The 16,505-nt window shown below is 69.5% G+C and carries 3 protein-coding genes; all 3 read left to right on the forward strand.

Annotation, left to right across the window (positions count from 1 at the left end):
• Positions 1-11,988, forward strand: an 11,988-nt coding sequence (locus ACIP8W_RS25995) for an SDR family NAD(P)-dependent oxidoreductase (protein ID WP_402204834.1), incomplete at its 5' end; no start/stop codon positions are given.
• Positions 11,989-12,204: 216 nt separating this feature from the next.
• Positions 12,205-12,996: a thioesterase II family protein gene (locus ACIP8W_RS26000; protein WP_401956472.1), complete on the forward strand. Its 792-nt coding sequence runs from the start codon at positions 12,205-12,207 to the stop codon at positions 12,994-12,996.
• 331 nt (positions 12,997-13,327) lie between these two features.
• The gene (locus ACIP8W_RS26005; RefSeq protein ID WP_402204837.1) at positions 13,328-16,492 is read left to right on the forward strand and encodes an AAA family ATPase; all 3,165 of its coding nucleotides are present in this window, start codon (positions 13,328-13,330) and stop codon (positions 16,490-16,492) included.
• Positions 16,493-16,505: the final 13 nt, after the last annotated feature.

Consider the following 16,505-nt stretch of genomic DNA (forward strand, 5'->3'; position numbering starts at 1 on the left):
CTGGTGTTGATCACGGGTGGTACGGGTGGTCTGGGTGCGGTGGTGGCGCGGCATCTGGTCGGGGTGCATGGTGTGCGTCGGTTGTTGCTGGTCAGTCGGAGTGGCCTTGCGGCCGGGGGTGCTGCGGAGCTTGTGGCGCAGCTGGAGTTGCAGGGTGCCGAGGTCGGTGTTGTGGCGTGTGATGTGGCGGATCGTGGGGCGTTGGGTGCGTTGCTGTCGGTGCATGGGGTGTCGGCTGTGGTGCATACGGCGGGTGTGCTGGATGACGGTACGGTCGGTTCGCTGACGCCGGGGCGGCTGGGTGCTGTGTTGCGGCCGAAGGTGGATGCGGGCTGGTATTTGCATGAGCTGACGCGTGGGCTGGATCTGTCGGCGTTTGTGGTGTTCTCGTCGGTGGCGGGTGTGGTCGGCAGTCCGGGGCAGGGGAATTACGCGGCGGGGAACGCGTTCCTGGACGCGTTGATGGAGTGTCGGCGGGCCGAGGGGCTGCCGGGTGTGTCGTTGGCGTGGGGGCCGTGGGAGCCTGTCGGCGGGATGACCGGCGCGCTCGCCGGGGGGGACGTGGACCGGCACGTCCGTTCGGGGGTGTCACCGTTGTCGGTGGAGCAGGGGGTGGCGCTCTTCGACGCGGCCCTTGTCGCCGACGACGCTGTGGTGGTACCGGTGAGGCTCGACCTGGCGCTGCTGCGTGAGCAGGGTGAGATCCCACCGTTGCTGAGGGCGCTGATCCGTACTCGTACTCGCGCCCGTTCCCGGCGGGCCGCGGTTGCCGGATCGGCTACGGCGGCAGGGCTTGTGCAGCGTCTGGCCGGGCTGAGCGGGGTTGAACGGCAGGAAATCCTGGTCGATCTTGTACGGGGACAGGTGGCGCTCGTACTCGGACATGCCGATGCCGGTGCGGTCCATCCGGGGCGCGCGTTCCGCGAGTTGGGGTTCGACTCGCTGACCTCGGTCGAACTGCGCAACCGGCTGAGCACGGTGACCGGTCTCCGGCTGCCGGCCACGATGGTCTTCGACTATCCGACGGTCGAGGCTCTGGTCGGCCATGTCCTCGATGAACTCCTCGGTGCGGAAAGGGCCGTGGCACTGCCGACGGTTGCGCGGTTGATCGAGGTGGCGGACGATCCGATCGTGGTGGTGGGGATGAGCTGCCGCTATCCGGGTGGGGTGGCCTCGCCGGATGATCTGTGGCAGCTGGTCACGGAGGGTGCTGATGTGATCTCCGGATTCCCGGCCAACCGTGGCTGGGACGTGGACGGCCTCTTCCACCCGGACCCCGACCACAAGGGCACGACCTACACACGAGAAGGCGGATTCCTGCACGAGGCAGGGGAGTTCGATCCGGCGTTCTTCGGGATGAGTCCGCGCGAGGCGCTCGCGACGGATTCGCAGCAGCGGTTGTTGCTGGAGGCGTCGTGGGAGGCGATCGAGCGGGCCGGTATCGATCCCGTGTCGTTGAGGGGCAGTGCGACCGGTGTGTTCGCCGGGGTGATGTACAACGACTACAGCGTGGTCCTGGGCAGCCCGGAGTTCGAGGGTTTCCAGGGCAGTGGTAGTTCGCCGAGTCTGGCGTCGGGTCGGGTGTCGTACACGTTGGGTCTTGAGGGGCCGGCGGTGACGGTGGATACGGCGTGTTCGTCGTCGTTGGTGGCGATGCACTGGGCGATGCAGGCGTTGCGCAGTGGTGAGTGTTCGCTCGCGTTGGCGGGTGGGGTGACGGTGATGTCGACGCCGTCGGTGTTCGTGGACTTCGCGCGTCAGCGTGGTCTGTCGCCGGATGGTCGGTGCAAGGCGTTCTCGGAGTCGGCTGATGGGGTGGGCTGGTCCGAGGGTGTGGGCATGCTGGTCCTGGAGCGCTTGTCGGACGCTCGGCGCAACGGCCATGAGGTGTTGGCCGTGGTGCGGGGGTCGGCCGTCAATCAGGATGGTGCGTCGAACGGTCTGACGGCTCCGAACGGTCCTGCGCAGCAGCGGGTGATCCGGCAGGCGCTGGCGAGTGGTGGGCTGTCCGTGGGCGACGTGGATGTCGTCGAGGCGCATGGTACGGGGACGACGCTGGGTGACCCGATCGAGGCGCAGGCGCTGTTGGCGACGTACGGCCGGGACCGTGACCCGGAGCGGCCGCTGCTGCTCGGTTCGGTGAAGTCGAACATCGGCCACACCCAGGCCGCCGCCGGTGTCGCCGGTGTCATCAAGATGATCATGGCGATGCGCCACGGTGTGCTGCCACGCACCCTGCATGTCGACGCGCCGTCGTCGCATGTGGATTGGTCTGTGGGTGCGGTGGAGCTGCTGACGTCGGAGCAGGTGTGGCCCGAGACGGATCGGGTGCGGCGTGCGGGGGTGTCGTCGTTCGGGATCAGTGGGACGAACGCGCATGTGATTCTGGAGCAGCCTGTTCCTGTTCCTGTTCCTGTTCCTGTTCCTGTGGCTGAGTCGGCCTCTGCCTCTGCCTCTGCCTCTGCCTCTGCCTCTGCCTCTGGCTCTGGCTCTGTGGTGTCGTTGTCTGGTTCGGGTGTGGTGCCGTGGGTGGTGTCGGGTAAGTCGCTGGAGGCGTTGCGGGGTCAGGCGGCGCGGTTGTTGTCGGTGGTGTCGTCCGGGGTGCGGTCGCTGGATGTGGGTTTCTCGTTGGCGACGGGGCGGTCGGTGTTTGAGCATCGTGGGGTGGTGCTCGCGGATGGTGGTTCTGCGGGTGTGGTGCGTGCGTTGGCGGCGTTGGCTGCTGGTGAGTCGGATGTTTCGGTGGTGTCGGGTTCGGTTGTTGGTGGGAAGTGCGCGTTCCTGTTTTCGGGGCAGGGTTCGCAGCGGTTGGGGATGGGGCGTGAGCTGTATGGGCGGTTCCCCGTCTTCGCGGAGGCGCTGGATGCGGTGCTGGAGCAATTGGGCGAGTCCCTGCGTGACGTGATGTGGGGTGATGACGCGGAGCTGTTGAACGGTACGGGGGCTGCTCAGCCTGCGTTGTTCGCGGTGGAGGTGGCGCTGTTCCGGTTGGTGGAGTCGTGGGGTGTGGTCCCGGATTTTGTGGCGGGTCATTCGATTGGTGAGGTTGCGGCGGCCCATGTGGCGGGGGTGTTCTCGTTGGAGGATGCGTGCCGTCTGGTGGCCGCGCGGGCGTCGTTGATGGCCGCGCTTCCGGTGGGGGGTGCGATGGTGGCTGTGCAGGCGGCGGAGGGTGAGGTTCTGCCGCTGCTGGTCGGTGAGGTGTCGATCGCTGCTGTCAACGGGCCGGGGTCGGTTGTCGTATCCGGGGACGAGGACGCGGTCCTGAAGGTGGCTGCGCTCTTCGCGGAGCAGGGGCGCAGGACGACCTGGCTTCGGGTGTCGCATGCGTTTCATTCGTCGTTGATGGATCCGATGCTGGATGAGTTCCGGGCGGTGGTTTCGGGGCTTGTTTTCCGGGAGCCGTCTGTTCCGGTGGTGTCGAATCTGACGGGGAGGCTGGCTGCGGCTGGGGAGTTGTGTGCGGTTGAGTACTGGGTGCGGCATGTCCGGGAGGCTGTCCGGTTCGGTGACGGTGTACGGGCGTTGGCTGATGCGGGTGTGACCGCCTTTGTGGAGTTGGGGCCGGACGGGGTGTTGTCGGCGCTGGCTCAGGAGTCGGTCGAGGGGGGCGCCGTGACCGTACCCCTGCTCCGTAAGGACCGGGGCGAGGAGGCTGTGGCTCTGGAGGCTCTGGCCCAGCTGCATGTGCGGGGTGTTCCGGTTGACTGGTCGGCGTTCTTCGCCGGGGCCGGTGCCCGACGGGTCGAGTTGCCTACGTACGCCTTCCAGCGCACTTGGTTCTGGCCGGTCGGTCGTATTGGCGGAACAGGGGATGTGCGGGCTGCGGGGCTGGGGGCTGCTGGGCATCCGTTGCTGGGGGCCGCGGTGGAGCCGGCGGAGGGCGAGGGAGTGCTGTTCACCGGGTTGCTGTCGGTGGGTTCGCATCCGTGGCTGGCGGACCATGTGGTGATGGGCCGGGTGTTGTTGCCGGGTACGGCGTTGTTGGAGTTGGCGATTCGGGCGGGTGATGAGGTGGGGTGTCACCGGGTCGAGGAGTTGACCCTCGCCGCTCCGCTCGTGCTGCCCGAGCAGGGCGCGGTCCAGGTGCAGGTCGTGGTCGGTGCTCCAGGCGATTCGGGGCGGCGTTCGGTGGGTGTCTACTCACGTTCGGAAGGCGCGGCGGATGCGCAGTGGACCCGGCATGCCGGTGGCAGGCTTTCGGCGGGTGTCGGTGTGGTTGATGCCGGGATCGAGCTCGATGGTGGGGTGTGGCCGCCGGTGGGTGCGGTGGCTGTGGGGGTGGAGGGTTGTTATGAGCGGTTCGAGGGCCTTGGGTTTGCGTATGGTCCGGTGTTCCGGGGGCTGCGCGCGGTCTGGCGTCGTGGCGAGGAGATCTTCGCGGAGGTGAGTCTTCCGGAGGGTGCGGAGGGGGAGGCCGCTGGGTTCGGGTTGCATCCTGCGTTGCTGGATTCCGCGCTTCACGCTTCGCTCCTCGGTTCGGACGGTGCTGGTGGGCTGCCGTTCTCGTGGGAGGGGGTGTCCCTGTACGCGACCGGGGCTTCTGCTCTGCGGGTGCGGTTGTCCCCGGTGGAGGGGGGTGCGGTGTCGATCGCTGTCGCGGACACGGCTGGTGGGTTGGTTGCTTCCGTGGATTCGCTGGTGTTGCGTGCGGTGACGGCTGAGCGGTTCGGTGGCGCGGGGGTGGGGCGCGACGCGTTGTTCGGGTTGGACTGGGTGCCGGTGCGGGCGGGTGTTTCGGGTTCGGTGGTGGTTGTGGGTCCGGATCCGTTTGGTCTTGGGGTGCCTGTTTGTTCGGGTCTGGCGTCGTTGGTGTCGGGGGATTCTTCGGTGCCGGGGACGGTGTTGGTTCCTGTGGTGGGTGGGTCGGCCGGTGATGTGGTGGGGTCGGCTCATGTGTTGGTGGCTCGTGTGCTGGCGTTGGTGCAGGAGTGGTTGGGGGATGGGCGGTTTGGTGGTTCGCGGCTGGTGTTTGTGTCGCGGGGTGCTGTGGGTGGTGTGGATGTGGCGGCGGCTGCGGTGTGGGGGTTGGTGCGGTCGGCGCAGTCGGAGAATCCGGGTTGTTTCGGTCTGGTGGATCTGGATCCGGATTCTGTTGTGCCGGGTGTGGTTCCGGTGGTGGATGAGCCGCAGGTGGTGGTGCGTGGGGGTGAGGTGCGGGCCGGCCGCCTGGTGCGTGTGGTTGTTGAGGATTCCGGTTCAGGGGTCGGGTCTGGGCTCGGTACCGAGTCCGGTTCCGAGGCTGGTCCTGTGTGGGATGCCGGGGGGACCGTACTGATCACGGGTGGTACGGGCGGTCTCGGCGGGGTGCTCGCCCGGCACCTGGTGGCCGAGCGTGGCGTACGCCGTCTGCTGCTGACCAGTCGGCGGGGGATGGAGGCTCCGGGCGCGGCTGAGCTGGTCGCGGAGCTGACAGGGCAGGGCGCCGAGGTCACGGTCGCGGCGTGCGATGTCGCCGATCGCGCGGCGCTGGCAGGGCTGTTGGGCTCGGTACCCGGTACGCATCCGCTGACCGCTGTTGTGCACACTGCGGGTGTGCTGGACGACGTGACTGTCGGTTCGTTGACCTCCGAGCGGCTGAGTGCTGTGTTGCGGCCGAAGGCGGATGCGGGCTGGTATCTGCATGAGCTGACGCGTGGGCTGGATCTGTCGGTGTTCGTGGTGTTCTCGTCGGTGGCCGGGGTGTTCGGTGGGGCGGGGCAGGGGAATTACGCGGCGGGCAACGCGTTCCTGGACGCGTTGATGGAGCGTCGGCGGGCCGAGGGGATGCCGGGTGTGTCGCTGGCGTGGGGTCCGTGGGAGCGGGCGGGCGGGATGACCGGGAGTGTAACCGAGGAGGACATGCTCCGGATGGCCCGCTCGGGTATGCCGGCGCTCTCCATCGGGGAGGGGGTGGCGCTGTTCGATGCCGCGCTCGCCACTGGCCGGGACGTGGTTGTTCCCGTACGACTGGACCTTGCCGCGCTACGGGCGCAGGGTGAAGTTCCTTCGCTGCTGAGGGCGTTGATCCGTACGCATGTACGTCGGACGGTGCCCGCAGGATCAGCCGCCGCTACCGGGTTGGTGGGTCGATTGACAGGGCTGGGACCGGTGGAGCGGCAGGGGGTTCTCCTGGAGCTCGTACGGGAGCAGATCGCCCAGGTGCTCGGCCATGCGGGAGTGGGGGCCGTGGACATGGGCTCCCAATTCCGGGATCTGGGCTTCGACTCGCTGACGGCGGTGGAGTTGCGGAACCGGCTGAGTACGGTGACCGGGCTGAGGCTGACCGCCACCTTGATCTTCGACTACCCGAACGCGACCGCTCTGGCGGATTACCTGCTCGACGAGCTGTTCGGCGCTGAAACCGGTGCTGAGGCCGAGGCGTCGGTCCCGGTCGGGCTGCTGCCGTCGGTGGCGGACGATCCGATCGTGGTCGTCGGGATGGCCTGTCGGTTCCCGGGTGGGGTGGCTTCGCCGGAGGATCTGTGGCGGTTGGTGTCGGAGGGTGCCGACGCGATTTCGGACTTCCCGACCAACCGAGGCTGGGATGTCGACGCCCTTTTCCACCCGGACCCGGATCACCTGGGAACCTCCTGCACCCGGTCGGGCGGATTCCTTTACGAGGCAGGGGAGTTCGATCCGGCGTTCTTCGGGATGAGTCCGAGGGAGGCGATGGCGACGGATTCGCAGCAGCGGTTGTTGCTGGAGGCGTCGTGGGAGGCGATCGAGCGGGCGGGCATTGACCCGGTGTCGCTGAAGGAGAGCCCGACCGGTGTGTTCGCCGGGGTGATGTACAACGACTACGGAACCACTCTGAACGGCAAGGGCTTTGAAGGTCACCAGGGCCAGGGCAGCGCGGGAAGTGTGGCGTCCGGCCGGGTCTCGTACACCTTCGGGTTCGAGGGGCCGGCGGTGACGGTGGACACCGCGTGCTCGTCGTCGCTGGTGGCGATGCATCTGGCGGCTCAGGCGCTGCGGAGTGGTGAGTGTTCGTTGGCGTTGGCGGGTGGTGTGACGGTGATGTCCACTCCCAGTACGTTTGTGGAGTTCAGCAGGCAGCGTGGTCTGTCGCCGGATGGTCGGTGCAAGGCGTTCTCGGAGTCGGCTGATGGGGTGGGCTGGTCCGAGGGTGTGGGCATGCTGGTCCTGGAGCGCTTGTCGGACGCTCGGCGCAACGGCCATGAGGTGTTGGCCGTGGTGCGGGGGTCGGCCGTCAATCAGGATGGTGCGTCGAATGGTTTGACGGCTCCGAACGGTCCTGCGCAGCAGCGGGTGATCCGGCAGGCGTTGGCGAGTGGTGGGCTGTCCGTGGGCGACGTGGATGTGGTGGAGGCGCATGGTACGGGTACGACGCTGGGTGACCCGATCGAGGCGCAGGCGTTGTTGGCGACGTACGGCCGGGACCGTGATCCGGAGCGGCCGTTGCTGCTCGGTTCGGTGAAGTCGAACCTCGGGCACACCCAGGCCGCTGCGGGGGTTGCGGGTGTGATCAAGATGGTGATGGCGATGCGCCACGGTGTGTTGCCGCGGACGTTGCATGTTGATGTGCCGTCGTCGCATGTGGATTGGTCTGTGGGTGCGGTGGAGCTGTTGAGGTCGGAGCAGGTGTGGCCTGAGTTGGGTCGGGTGCGGCGTGCGGGGGTGTCGTCGTTCGGGATCAGTGGGACGAACGCACACGTCATTCTGGAGCAGCCGATCGATGCTTTGACCGGGGGGGTGGATGTGGAGGGGCGGGTGGATGGTTCCGGGGAGTCGGTGGGGGAGCCGGTTGTTGTGCCGTGGGTGCTTTCGGGCAAGACACCTGGGGCGTTGCGGGGGCAGGCGGCTCGGTTGCTCTCGTATATGCAGGCGCGGCCCGAGGGGCGACGGGTCGACATCGCTTTTTCCCTGGCGACGGGCCGTTCGCGGTTCGAGCACCGGGCGGTGGTGGCGGCCGGTGAGCCGGTGGAGACGGTGCGTGCGCTGGCGGCGCTGGCGGTGGGTGAGCCGGATGTTTCGGTGGTGTCGGGTTCGGTTGTTGGTGGGAAGTGCGCGTTCCTGTTTTCGGGGCAGGGTTCGCAGCGGTTGGGGATGGGGCGTGAGTTGTATGGCCGGTTCCCTGTCTTCGCGGAGGCGTTGGATGCGGTGCTGGAGCGGTTGGGCGAGTCTCTGCGTGACGTGATGTGGGGTGATGACGCGGAGCTGTTGAACGGTACGGGGGCTGCTCAGCCTGCGTTGTTCGCGGTGGAGGTGGCGCTGTTCCGGTTGGTGGAGTCGTGGGGTGTGGTCCCGGATTTTGTGGCGGGTCATTCGATCGGTGAGGTTGCGGCGGCCCATGTGGCGGGGGTGTTCTCGTTGGAGGACGCGTGCCGTCTGGTGGCTGCGCGGGCGTCGTTGATGGCCGCGCTTCCGGTGGGGGGTGCGATGGTGGCTGTGCAGGCGGCGGAGGATGAGGTTCTGCCGCTGCTGGCCGGTGACGTGTCGATCGCTGCTGTCAACGGGCCGGGGTCGGTTGTCGTATCCGGGGACGAGGACGCGGTCCTGAAGGTGGCTGCGCTCTTCGCGGAGCAGGGGCGCAGGACGACCTGGCTTCGGGTGTCGCATGCGTTTCATTCGTCGTTGATGGATCCGATGCTGGATGAGTTCCGGGCGGTGGTTTCGGGGCTTGTTTTCCGGGAGCCGTCTGTTCCGGTGGTGTCGAATCTGACGGGGAGGCAGGCTGCGGCCGGGGAGTTGTGTGCGGTTGAGTACTGGGTGCGGCATGTCCGGGAGGCTGTCCGGTTCGGTGACGGCGTACGGGCGTTGGCTGATGCGGGTGTGACCGCCTTCCTGGAGTTGGGGCCGGACGGGGTGTTGTCGGCGCTGGCTCAGGAGTCGGTCGAGGGGGGCGCCGTGACCGTACCCCTGCTCCGTAAGGACAGGTCCGAAGAGCTGACTGCGCTGGCTGCTCTGGCGCAGGTGTATACGCGGGGTGTTCCGGTGGACTGGTCGGCGTTCTTCGCCGGGGCTGGTGCGCGGCGAGTGGTGCTGCCTACGTACGCCTTCCAGCACCAGTGGTTCTGGCCGGCGGAGTCGGTGTCGGGTGCAGGGGATGTGCGGGGGGCGGGGCTGGGGGCTGCCGGGCATCCGTTGTTGGGGGCGGCGGTCGAACTGGCCTCGGGCCAAGGGGTGTTGTTCACCGGGTTGCTGTCGGTGGGTTCGCATCCGTGGCTGGCGGACCATGTGGTGATGGGCCGGGTGTTGTTGCCGGGGACGGCGTTGTTGGAGCTGGCGATTCGGGCGGGCGACGAGGTGGGATGCGACCGGGTCGAGGAGTTGACCCTCGCCGCTCCGCTCGTGCTGCCCGAGCGCGGTGCGGTCCAGGTGCAGGTCGCGGTGGACACCGTCGATGAGTCGGGCCGTCGTTCGGTCGGGATCTACTCCCGGCCCGAGGGCGCGGTGGACGATCCGTGGACCCGGCATGCGACCGGTGTGCTTTCGATGGGCGATGGTGTGGTGGAGACCGGTTTCGATGCCACGGTGTGGCCGCCGACCGGTGCGGAAGCCGCAGACCTGGACGGTTGCTACGAGTGGTTCGCCGCGCTCGGCTTCGCGTACGGCCCGGTGTTCCAGGGGTTGCGGGCCGCCTGGCGCCGTGACGGCGAGATCTTCGCGGAGGTGAGCCTTCCGGAGGGTACGGAGGGCGAAGCCGCCGCGTTCGGGCTGCACCCCGCTCTGCTGGACTCGGCTCTTCACGCCTCGCTCCTCGGTGGTGGGGACGAGGGGAGCGGCGAGGGTGTTGGTGGCCTGCCGTTCTCGTGGGAAGGCGTTTCGCTGCACGCGAGCGGTGCGTCCGAGCTGCGGGTGCGGATCGCTCCGGCGGGCAAGGGCGCCATTTCGGTGGCGGTCGCGGACCCGGAGGGCCGTCCGGTGGCGTCCGTCGACGCTCTGCTCGTACGGGCGGTGTCGAGCGAGACACTCAACGGCGGGCTCGACGGTGGTGAGGGGGGCGCGGACGCCCTGTTCGGGCTGGAGTGGATTCCGACGGCGGCTGCTGAGCCCGATGCGCCGGGAGTTGGTGTACGTGACGTACTCGGGTCGGTCGCGCTGGTCGGCCCGGATGTGTTCGGGCTGGCGGAGGAGTTGCGCGGTACGGACGTCGCGACGCATGTCGACCTGAAGGCTCTGGTGGCGGGGGAGCCTTCGGTGCCGGACGTTGTGTTGATGTGCGTCACGGGGTTGGGTGATGTGGCCGATGGCCTGGTCGCGGAGCGTGTGCACGTGCTGGCGGCCGGTGTGCTGGGGCAGTTGCAGCAGTGGGTGGCCGAGGAGCGGTTCACCGGGTCGCGGCTGGTATTCGTCACCAGGGGCGCGGTGGCCGTGGACAGTGGCGGTGTGCCGGATGTGGCGGCGGCTGCGGTGTGGGGGCTGGTGCGGTCGGCGCAGACGGAGAATCCGGGCTGCTTCGCCTTGCTGGACCTGGACGCCGACCGTACTGGGGTCCCTGGGGGTGACGTCGACGCCGAGACTCGCGCGACGCTGGTACGGGCTCTCGGTTCCGACGAGCCGCAACTGGTGCTCAGGAAGGGCGAGATCAGGGCCGCGAGGCTGGAGCGCGTCCCGCTTCCGAGCACGGACGTGGGCACGGGTACAGACGCGGACACGGGTACCGGCGGTCGGGGCTGGGAGCGCGGTGGCACAGTGCTGATCACCGGCGGAACCGGTGGCCTGGGCGCTCTGTTGGCCCGCCACCTGGTCGCGGAGCGCGGCGTGCGCCGCCTCCTGCTGCTCAGCCGCCGGGGCCCGGGGGCTGAGGGTGCACGGGAGCTGGTCGCGGAGCTGATGGGGCAGGGCGCCGAGGTCACGGTCGTGGCCTGCGACGTCGCTGACCGTGTGGCGCTGGCCGAGGCGCTGGCCGACGTGCCGGCGGAGCATCCGGTGTCGGCGGTCGTTCACACGGCCGGTGTGCTGGACGACGGTGTGATCGGTTCGCTGACGGCGGAGCGGTTGGACACCGTACTGCGGCCGAAGGCGGATGCGGCCTGGCATCTGCATGAGCTGACGCGTGGATTTGATCTGTCGGTGTTCGTGGTGTTCTCGTCGGTGGCCGGGGTGTTCGGTGGGGCGGGGCAGGGGAATTACGCGGCGGGCAACGCGTTCCTGGACGCGTTGGTGGCGCGTCGGCGGGCCGAGGGGCTGCCGGGTGTGTCGCTGGCGTGGGGTCCGTGGGAGCGGGCGGGCGGGATGACCGGGAGTGTGACCGAGGAGGACATGGAACGGCTGGCGCGGGCCGGGGTGCCGCCGCTCTCGGTGGGCCAGGGACTGGCGCTGTTCGATGCCACGGCCCAGGGCGCGCGGGCGCTGGTGCTGCCCGTACGGCTGGATCTGCCGGCGCTCCGTGCGCGGGGTGAGGTTCCGGTGCTGCTCAGTGGTCTTCTCCGTACCGGCTCGTCCCCCGTCCGCTCCCGGCGGTCGGCGTCGGCCGCTCCCCGGACGGCGGGGGCGCTCGCGGAGCGACTGGCCGGGCTGACCGACGAGGAGCGCGGAGACGTACTCCTGAAGCTGGTACGGGAGCAGGCCGCGGCGGTGCTCGGGCACGCGGACGGGACGGCGGTCGGCGCCTCGCGTCAGTTCCAGGAGCTGGGCTTCGACTCGCTGACGTCGGTGGACTTCCGGAACCGGCTCAACGCGGCCACCGGGCTGCGGTTGCCCGCCACACTGCTCTTCGACTATCCGACGCCTGCCGATGTCGTCGGCCATCTGCGCTCCCAGCTGGTGACGGAGGAGGTCACCGGGGCCGGATCGGTGCTCGCCGCCCTCGACCGGCTGGAACAGGCGCTCGCGGGGGCCGGAGTGGCAGGGGCCGGCGCGGATGTGGCCGTCGACGTACAGGAGTTCAACCATGTGGCGGGGCGCATCGACGTGCTGAGGGCGAAGTGGGCGGCTCTGCGGGCGGAGCAGCCGCGGGACGGGGTGGGGGAATTCGATCTGGAAGCGGCGTCGGACGACGATGTGTTCGCGCTTCTCGATGATGAACTCGGGCTGTCCTGAATCGCAGTCGAAATCTCACCACCGAATCTCACTATCGAGGCCAAACTTGTTTGCGGCGGACTCATGATCGGGCAGGTTCGTTCGACAAGGCCACCGCAGCGGAGCGCATCGGCCGGAGAGGTCCCGGACCGTCGATGACGGTCCGGGCCGTTCGGCCCATGCACGGAACAGAACAACAGAGCAGAACAACAGAGCAGAACAGAAGGGTGCATCACGATGACGACGTCCACCGAGGAGAGCCTTTGGGCACGGTGCTTCCATCCGGCGCCGGACAGCCAGGGACAGCTCTTCTGCTTCCCCCACGCGGGTGGCTCGGCGTCCTTCTACTTCCCGGTCTCCGCTCAACTGTCCTCCGTGGCAGAGGTGTTCTCGGTGCAGTACCCGGGCCGTCAGGACCGGCGCAAGGAGACCAGCCCGGCGGATATCGGTGTGATGGCAGACCGGGTGTACGAGGTGTTGCGCGAGCAGTTCCACGCGCGGCCGACCACCTTCTTCGGACACAGCATGGGAGCGACGATCGCCTTCGAGGTCGCGCGGCGGTTCGAGGCGGACGGCGGCGAACTCACCCGTCTCTTCGCCTCGGGACGGCGCGCGCCGTCGAGCGTCCGTCACGAGGACGTACACCGGCGTTCCGACGACGGGATCGTCGCCGAGCTGATGCTGCTGTCCGGTACGAACACGGCGCTCCTCGGCGACGAGGAGATCCTGCGGATGATCCTTCCGGCGATCCGCAGCGACTACCAGGCCATTGAGACCTACCGGTGCGAGCCGGACGTCGCGCTCCGGGCCCCGGTCACCGTACTGACCGGGGACAGTGACCCCAAGACCTCGATGGAGGAGGCGGAAGCCTGGCGGGGGCATACGACGGGCGCGTTCGACCTGAAGGTCTTCCCCGGCGGGCACTTCTTTCTGAGCTCGGAGGCACTCGCGGTGATTGCGCTGCTGCGGGAGCATCTGTCCTCCGGGCAGGGTGGCCGGGGCGGCCGGTCCGTGCTGGGTGTCGGTTGACCGATTTGCTTGACGACAGGGTTTGACCGATTGACTGTCGTTTTCCTGGGGCCTTCCCTTGGTCCTTTGGAGAATTGCGACTCCTGTTGGTCGTTTCGGTAAGTCCGATGACCGGGACGGGGGCACCGTCGGCAGTGACGGCGCCCCCGCCGGGTTTCCGGCGCGCCCTTCCGAGCCGGTCTCCCGCTTTGTGTGCCGCTGTCTCCCGCGACTCATGGATAACTTTTGGTGCGCGGAAGCCGTTGGTGGTGAGCCGGGGCGCGTCGGGTGGCCCCCGAGACGCGAGGGGGCCGTCGTGGCGGAACAGGAAGATCTGTCAGGTTTACCTGACTTGTCCGGTCTGCCCGGGTTTCTGGTTGGACGCGTCGAGGAGTTGAGGGTCCTGGCCCGCCAGGCCGGGGCAGCACGCGCCGGTCGTGCGGGGCTGGTGGTTCTCACGGGGCCCGAGGGCGGCGGGAAGAGCAGCCTTCTGCACGCCTTCCTGACGAGCGGCGCGTGCCGGAACATGACCGTGCTGTACGGAGCCTGTGGGGAAACCGCTCCGGGCTCGGTATACGGCGGGGTGCGGGCGCTGTTCGGCTCGTTGGGCCTCGGCGCGGGCGCCGCCGGGGGATCGCCTCTTCTACGGGGCTTCGCCCGGCGGGCCCTGCCCGCGCTCGCGGCCGGATCCGGCGGTGACGACCAAGGGGCGCCGTCGGATGCTCCGGACGTCCCGGATGCCCTGGGCGCCCCGGACGACTTGGGTGCCCCGGAGGCTCCGGGCGCGTACCCGGTGCTGCACGGGCTGTACCGGCTCGCGGCGAATCTGATGGCGGTCCGGCCGCTCGTACTCGTACTCGATGACGCGCACCGCTGCGACGAACACTCGCTGCGCTGGCTGGACTTCCTGCTGCGGCGCGCGGACGGTCTGCCGCTGCTGGTGGTGCTCGCGCGGCGTGAGGGAGGACGCCCTGCGGATCCTGCCGACCCCGTTGATTCCGTAGACCCCGTTGCTCCTGTCGATTCCGCCGCGTCCGCCGTATCCGCCGCGTCCGCCGTATCCGCCGCGTCCGCCGTATCCGCCGCGTCCGCCGTATCCGCCGCGTCCGCCGTTCTTGCGGATATAGCCGCCCAGCACGCGACCACGGTGCTGAGGCTGGGGCCGCTCACCGACGTGGATGTGGCCGAGATGGTCGGGCAGTGCTTTCTCGCTCAGGTCGAACCGTCCTTCGCCGAGTGCGCGGCCCGGATCTCCGGCGGCAGCCCGCTCGTACTCGGCCGGCTGCTGGACGAACTGCACGCCGAGGGTGTCCAGCCGGACGCGGAGGGCACGGCACGGGTCGCCGGGATCGCGGGCCGGATGGCCGCGTGTTCCGTCGTGGCGCTGCTGGACGGGCAGCCGCCCTGGATACGTGAGGTGGCCGGGGCCATCGCCGTCCTCGGAGAGGCGGACCCCGATCTCGTCGGCGCGCTGGCCGACGTGCCCTCCGTGCTCGTGGCCGAGGGTGTGCTCGCCCTGCGGCGCGCCGGGATGGCGGCGCCGGGAGGTGGCGAGGTTTTCCGGAGGGGCCCTGGCGTCGGTCCCGACTTCGTACAGGACACGGTGCGTTCGGCCGTACTCGCGTCGCTTCGGCCCGGAGCCGTGGCCCGGTTGCGGGCGCGGGCCGCCCTGCTGCTCTGCGACATGGGCCGGCCCGTGGAGGAGGCCGCCCGGCAGCTCATGGGCGTGCCTGTCCTGGCCGAGCCGTGGATGGCGGAGGTGCTCGAAGAAGCGGCGGACCGGGCCGAGGGGCGAGGTGCTCCCGAGGAGGCGGCGCGCTGTCTGGGACGGGTGCTGGAGCTGCGGCCGGACAGTGTGCGGGTGCGCGTCAGGAGGGCCGAGGCGCTCGCGGAGACCGATCCCTTCGAGGCGTTGCGGCTGCTGGAAGAGGCGCTTCCGCTCGCCGTCGACGCGCGCGCGAGGGCCCGGGTGGCCGTGCGGTACGGGACGGTGTGTCTGGCCGCGCGGCGCGCGTCCGCCGGTGTACGGGTCCTCGAAGGGGCCCTCAAGGATCTGGAGGCGGAGGCGGAGGCAGCGGGTTCCGCCCCCGGCCTGGGCTCTGGCCCGGGCTCCGTCCCCGCCGATCGTGAACTGCGTACGCTGCTCGAAGCCGTACTACTGAGGGTCGGGGCGGACCGGAAGCCCACCGTCCGCGCGACCCGGGAGCGGGCCGCGCGGACGGCCGAGCCGCCCGGTGACACGCCCGGGCAGCGGCGGCTGCTCGCGACGATGAGCGTGCTGACCGCGATGGACGGCAGATCCGTGGAACGTACGGTCGCACAGGCCCGGCGCGCACTGAACGCACCTGAGGACGCACCGGAGGGCCGGACGCCGCTCGACGCGTCCTTCGCGCTCGGCCTCGCCGACGAGCCCGCCGAGGCGCTCGGCGCGCTCGACCGGCTGCTCCGGTACGGCGAGCGCGGGGGCGCCGCCCGTACCCGTGTGTTGGCCCTGTCCGGACGCGCTCTTCTGCTGCACGGGCTGGGGGCACTCCCCGACGCCCTCGTCGATGCCGAAGCGGCTGTCGGGCTCCTGGGGGCGGAGTACGGGACTCCGGAGGACCGTGAGGGCGACCTCGGTGTGCTGCCCCGGACCGCGCTCGCGACGGTGCTGGTCGGGCGGGGCGAGGCGGAGCGGGCGGAGGATGCGTTGCGCGGGGTCGCGCGGACGGGGCTGGACCGGTCGGTCGTCGAATACCACTGGTATCTGATGGCGCGGGCCCGCGCCAGATGGGTGCTCGGCGACCGGGAGACGGCACTCGGCCTCTACCAGCGGTGTGGCGCGTCGCTGGAGGAGGCAGGATTCACCAACCCCGCCTTCCTGCCGTGGTGGTCGGAGGCGGCCTGCCTGCTCGCTACCATGAACCGTGGGGACGAGGCACGGGAGATGGCCGAGTACGGAGACGAGCTGGCCCAGCGCTGGGGAACGCCCCGTACACACGGCCTCGCCACACTCACCCGAGGGGTGATCGCCCCGGGCGGTGCGGGTGTCGGGCTGCTCACCGAAGCGGTACGCGTCCTGTCGGGCACCGCCGCCAGGGCCGAACACGCGAGGGCCGAGCACCTGCTCGGCCGCGCCCTGCTGAAGGCCGGCGACCAGCGCGCCGCCCGCGAGCACCTGCGGATCGCCACCGACCTGGCTCAGCGCTGCGGTGCGCTCGCGCTCGCCGGGGCGGCCAGGAAACTGCTGGTCATGGCGGGTGGGCGGATGCGCAGGATGAGCGGTTCGCCGCTGGACATGCTCACCGGGACGGAACGCAGAGTGGCCGGGCTCGCGGCGGCGGGCGCCAGCAACCGGTCCATCGCGGAGTCGCTCTTCGTCACCGTGCGCACCATCGAGACGCATCTGACGAGCGTCTACCGGAAGCTCGGTGTGAGCAGGCGCACCGAACTGGGCGCCCTCCTGCACACTTCGGCCGTCCCGGGAAGCGAGTCGGCCGCCGGAACGCGGGCCGCGGACTCGCTCCGGGGACGCTGAGACGATCCGGGCG

Origin of the sequence: Streptomyces sp. NPDC088554 (genome assembly GCF_044752945.1) — a bacterium.
Classification (GTDB): Bacteria; Actinomycetota; Actinomycetes; order Streptomycetales; family Streptomycetaceae; genus Streptomyces.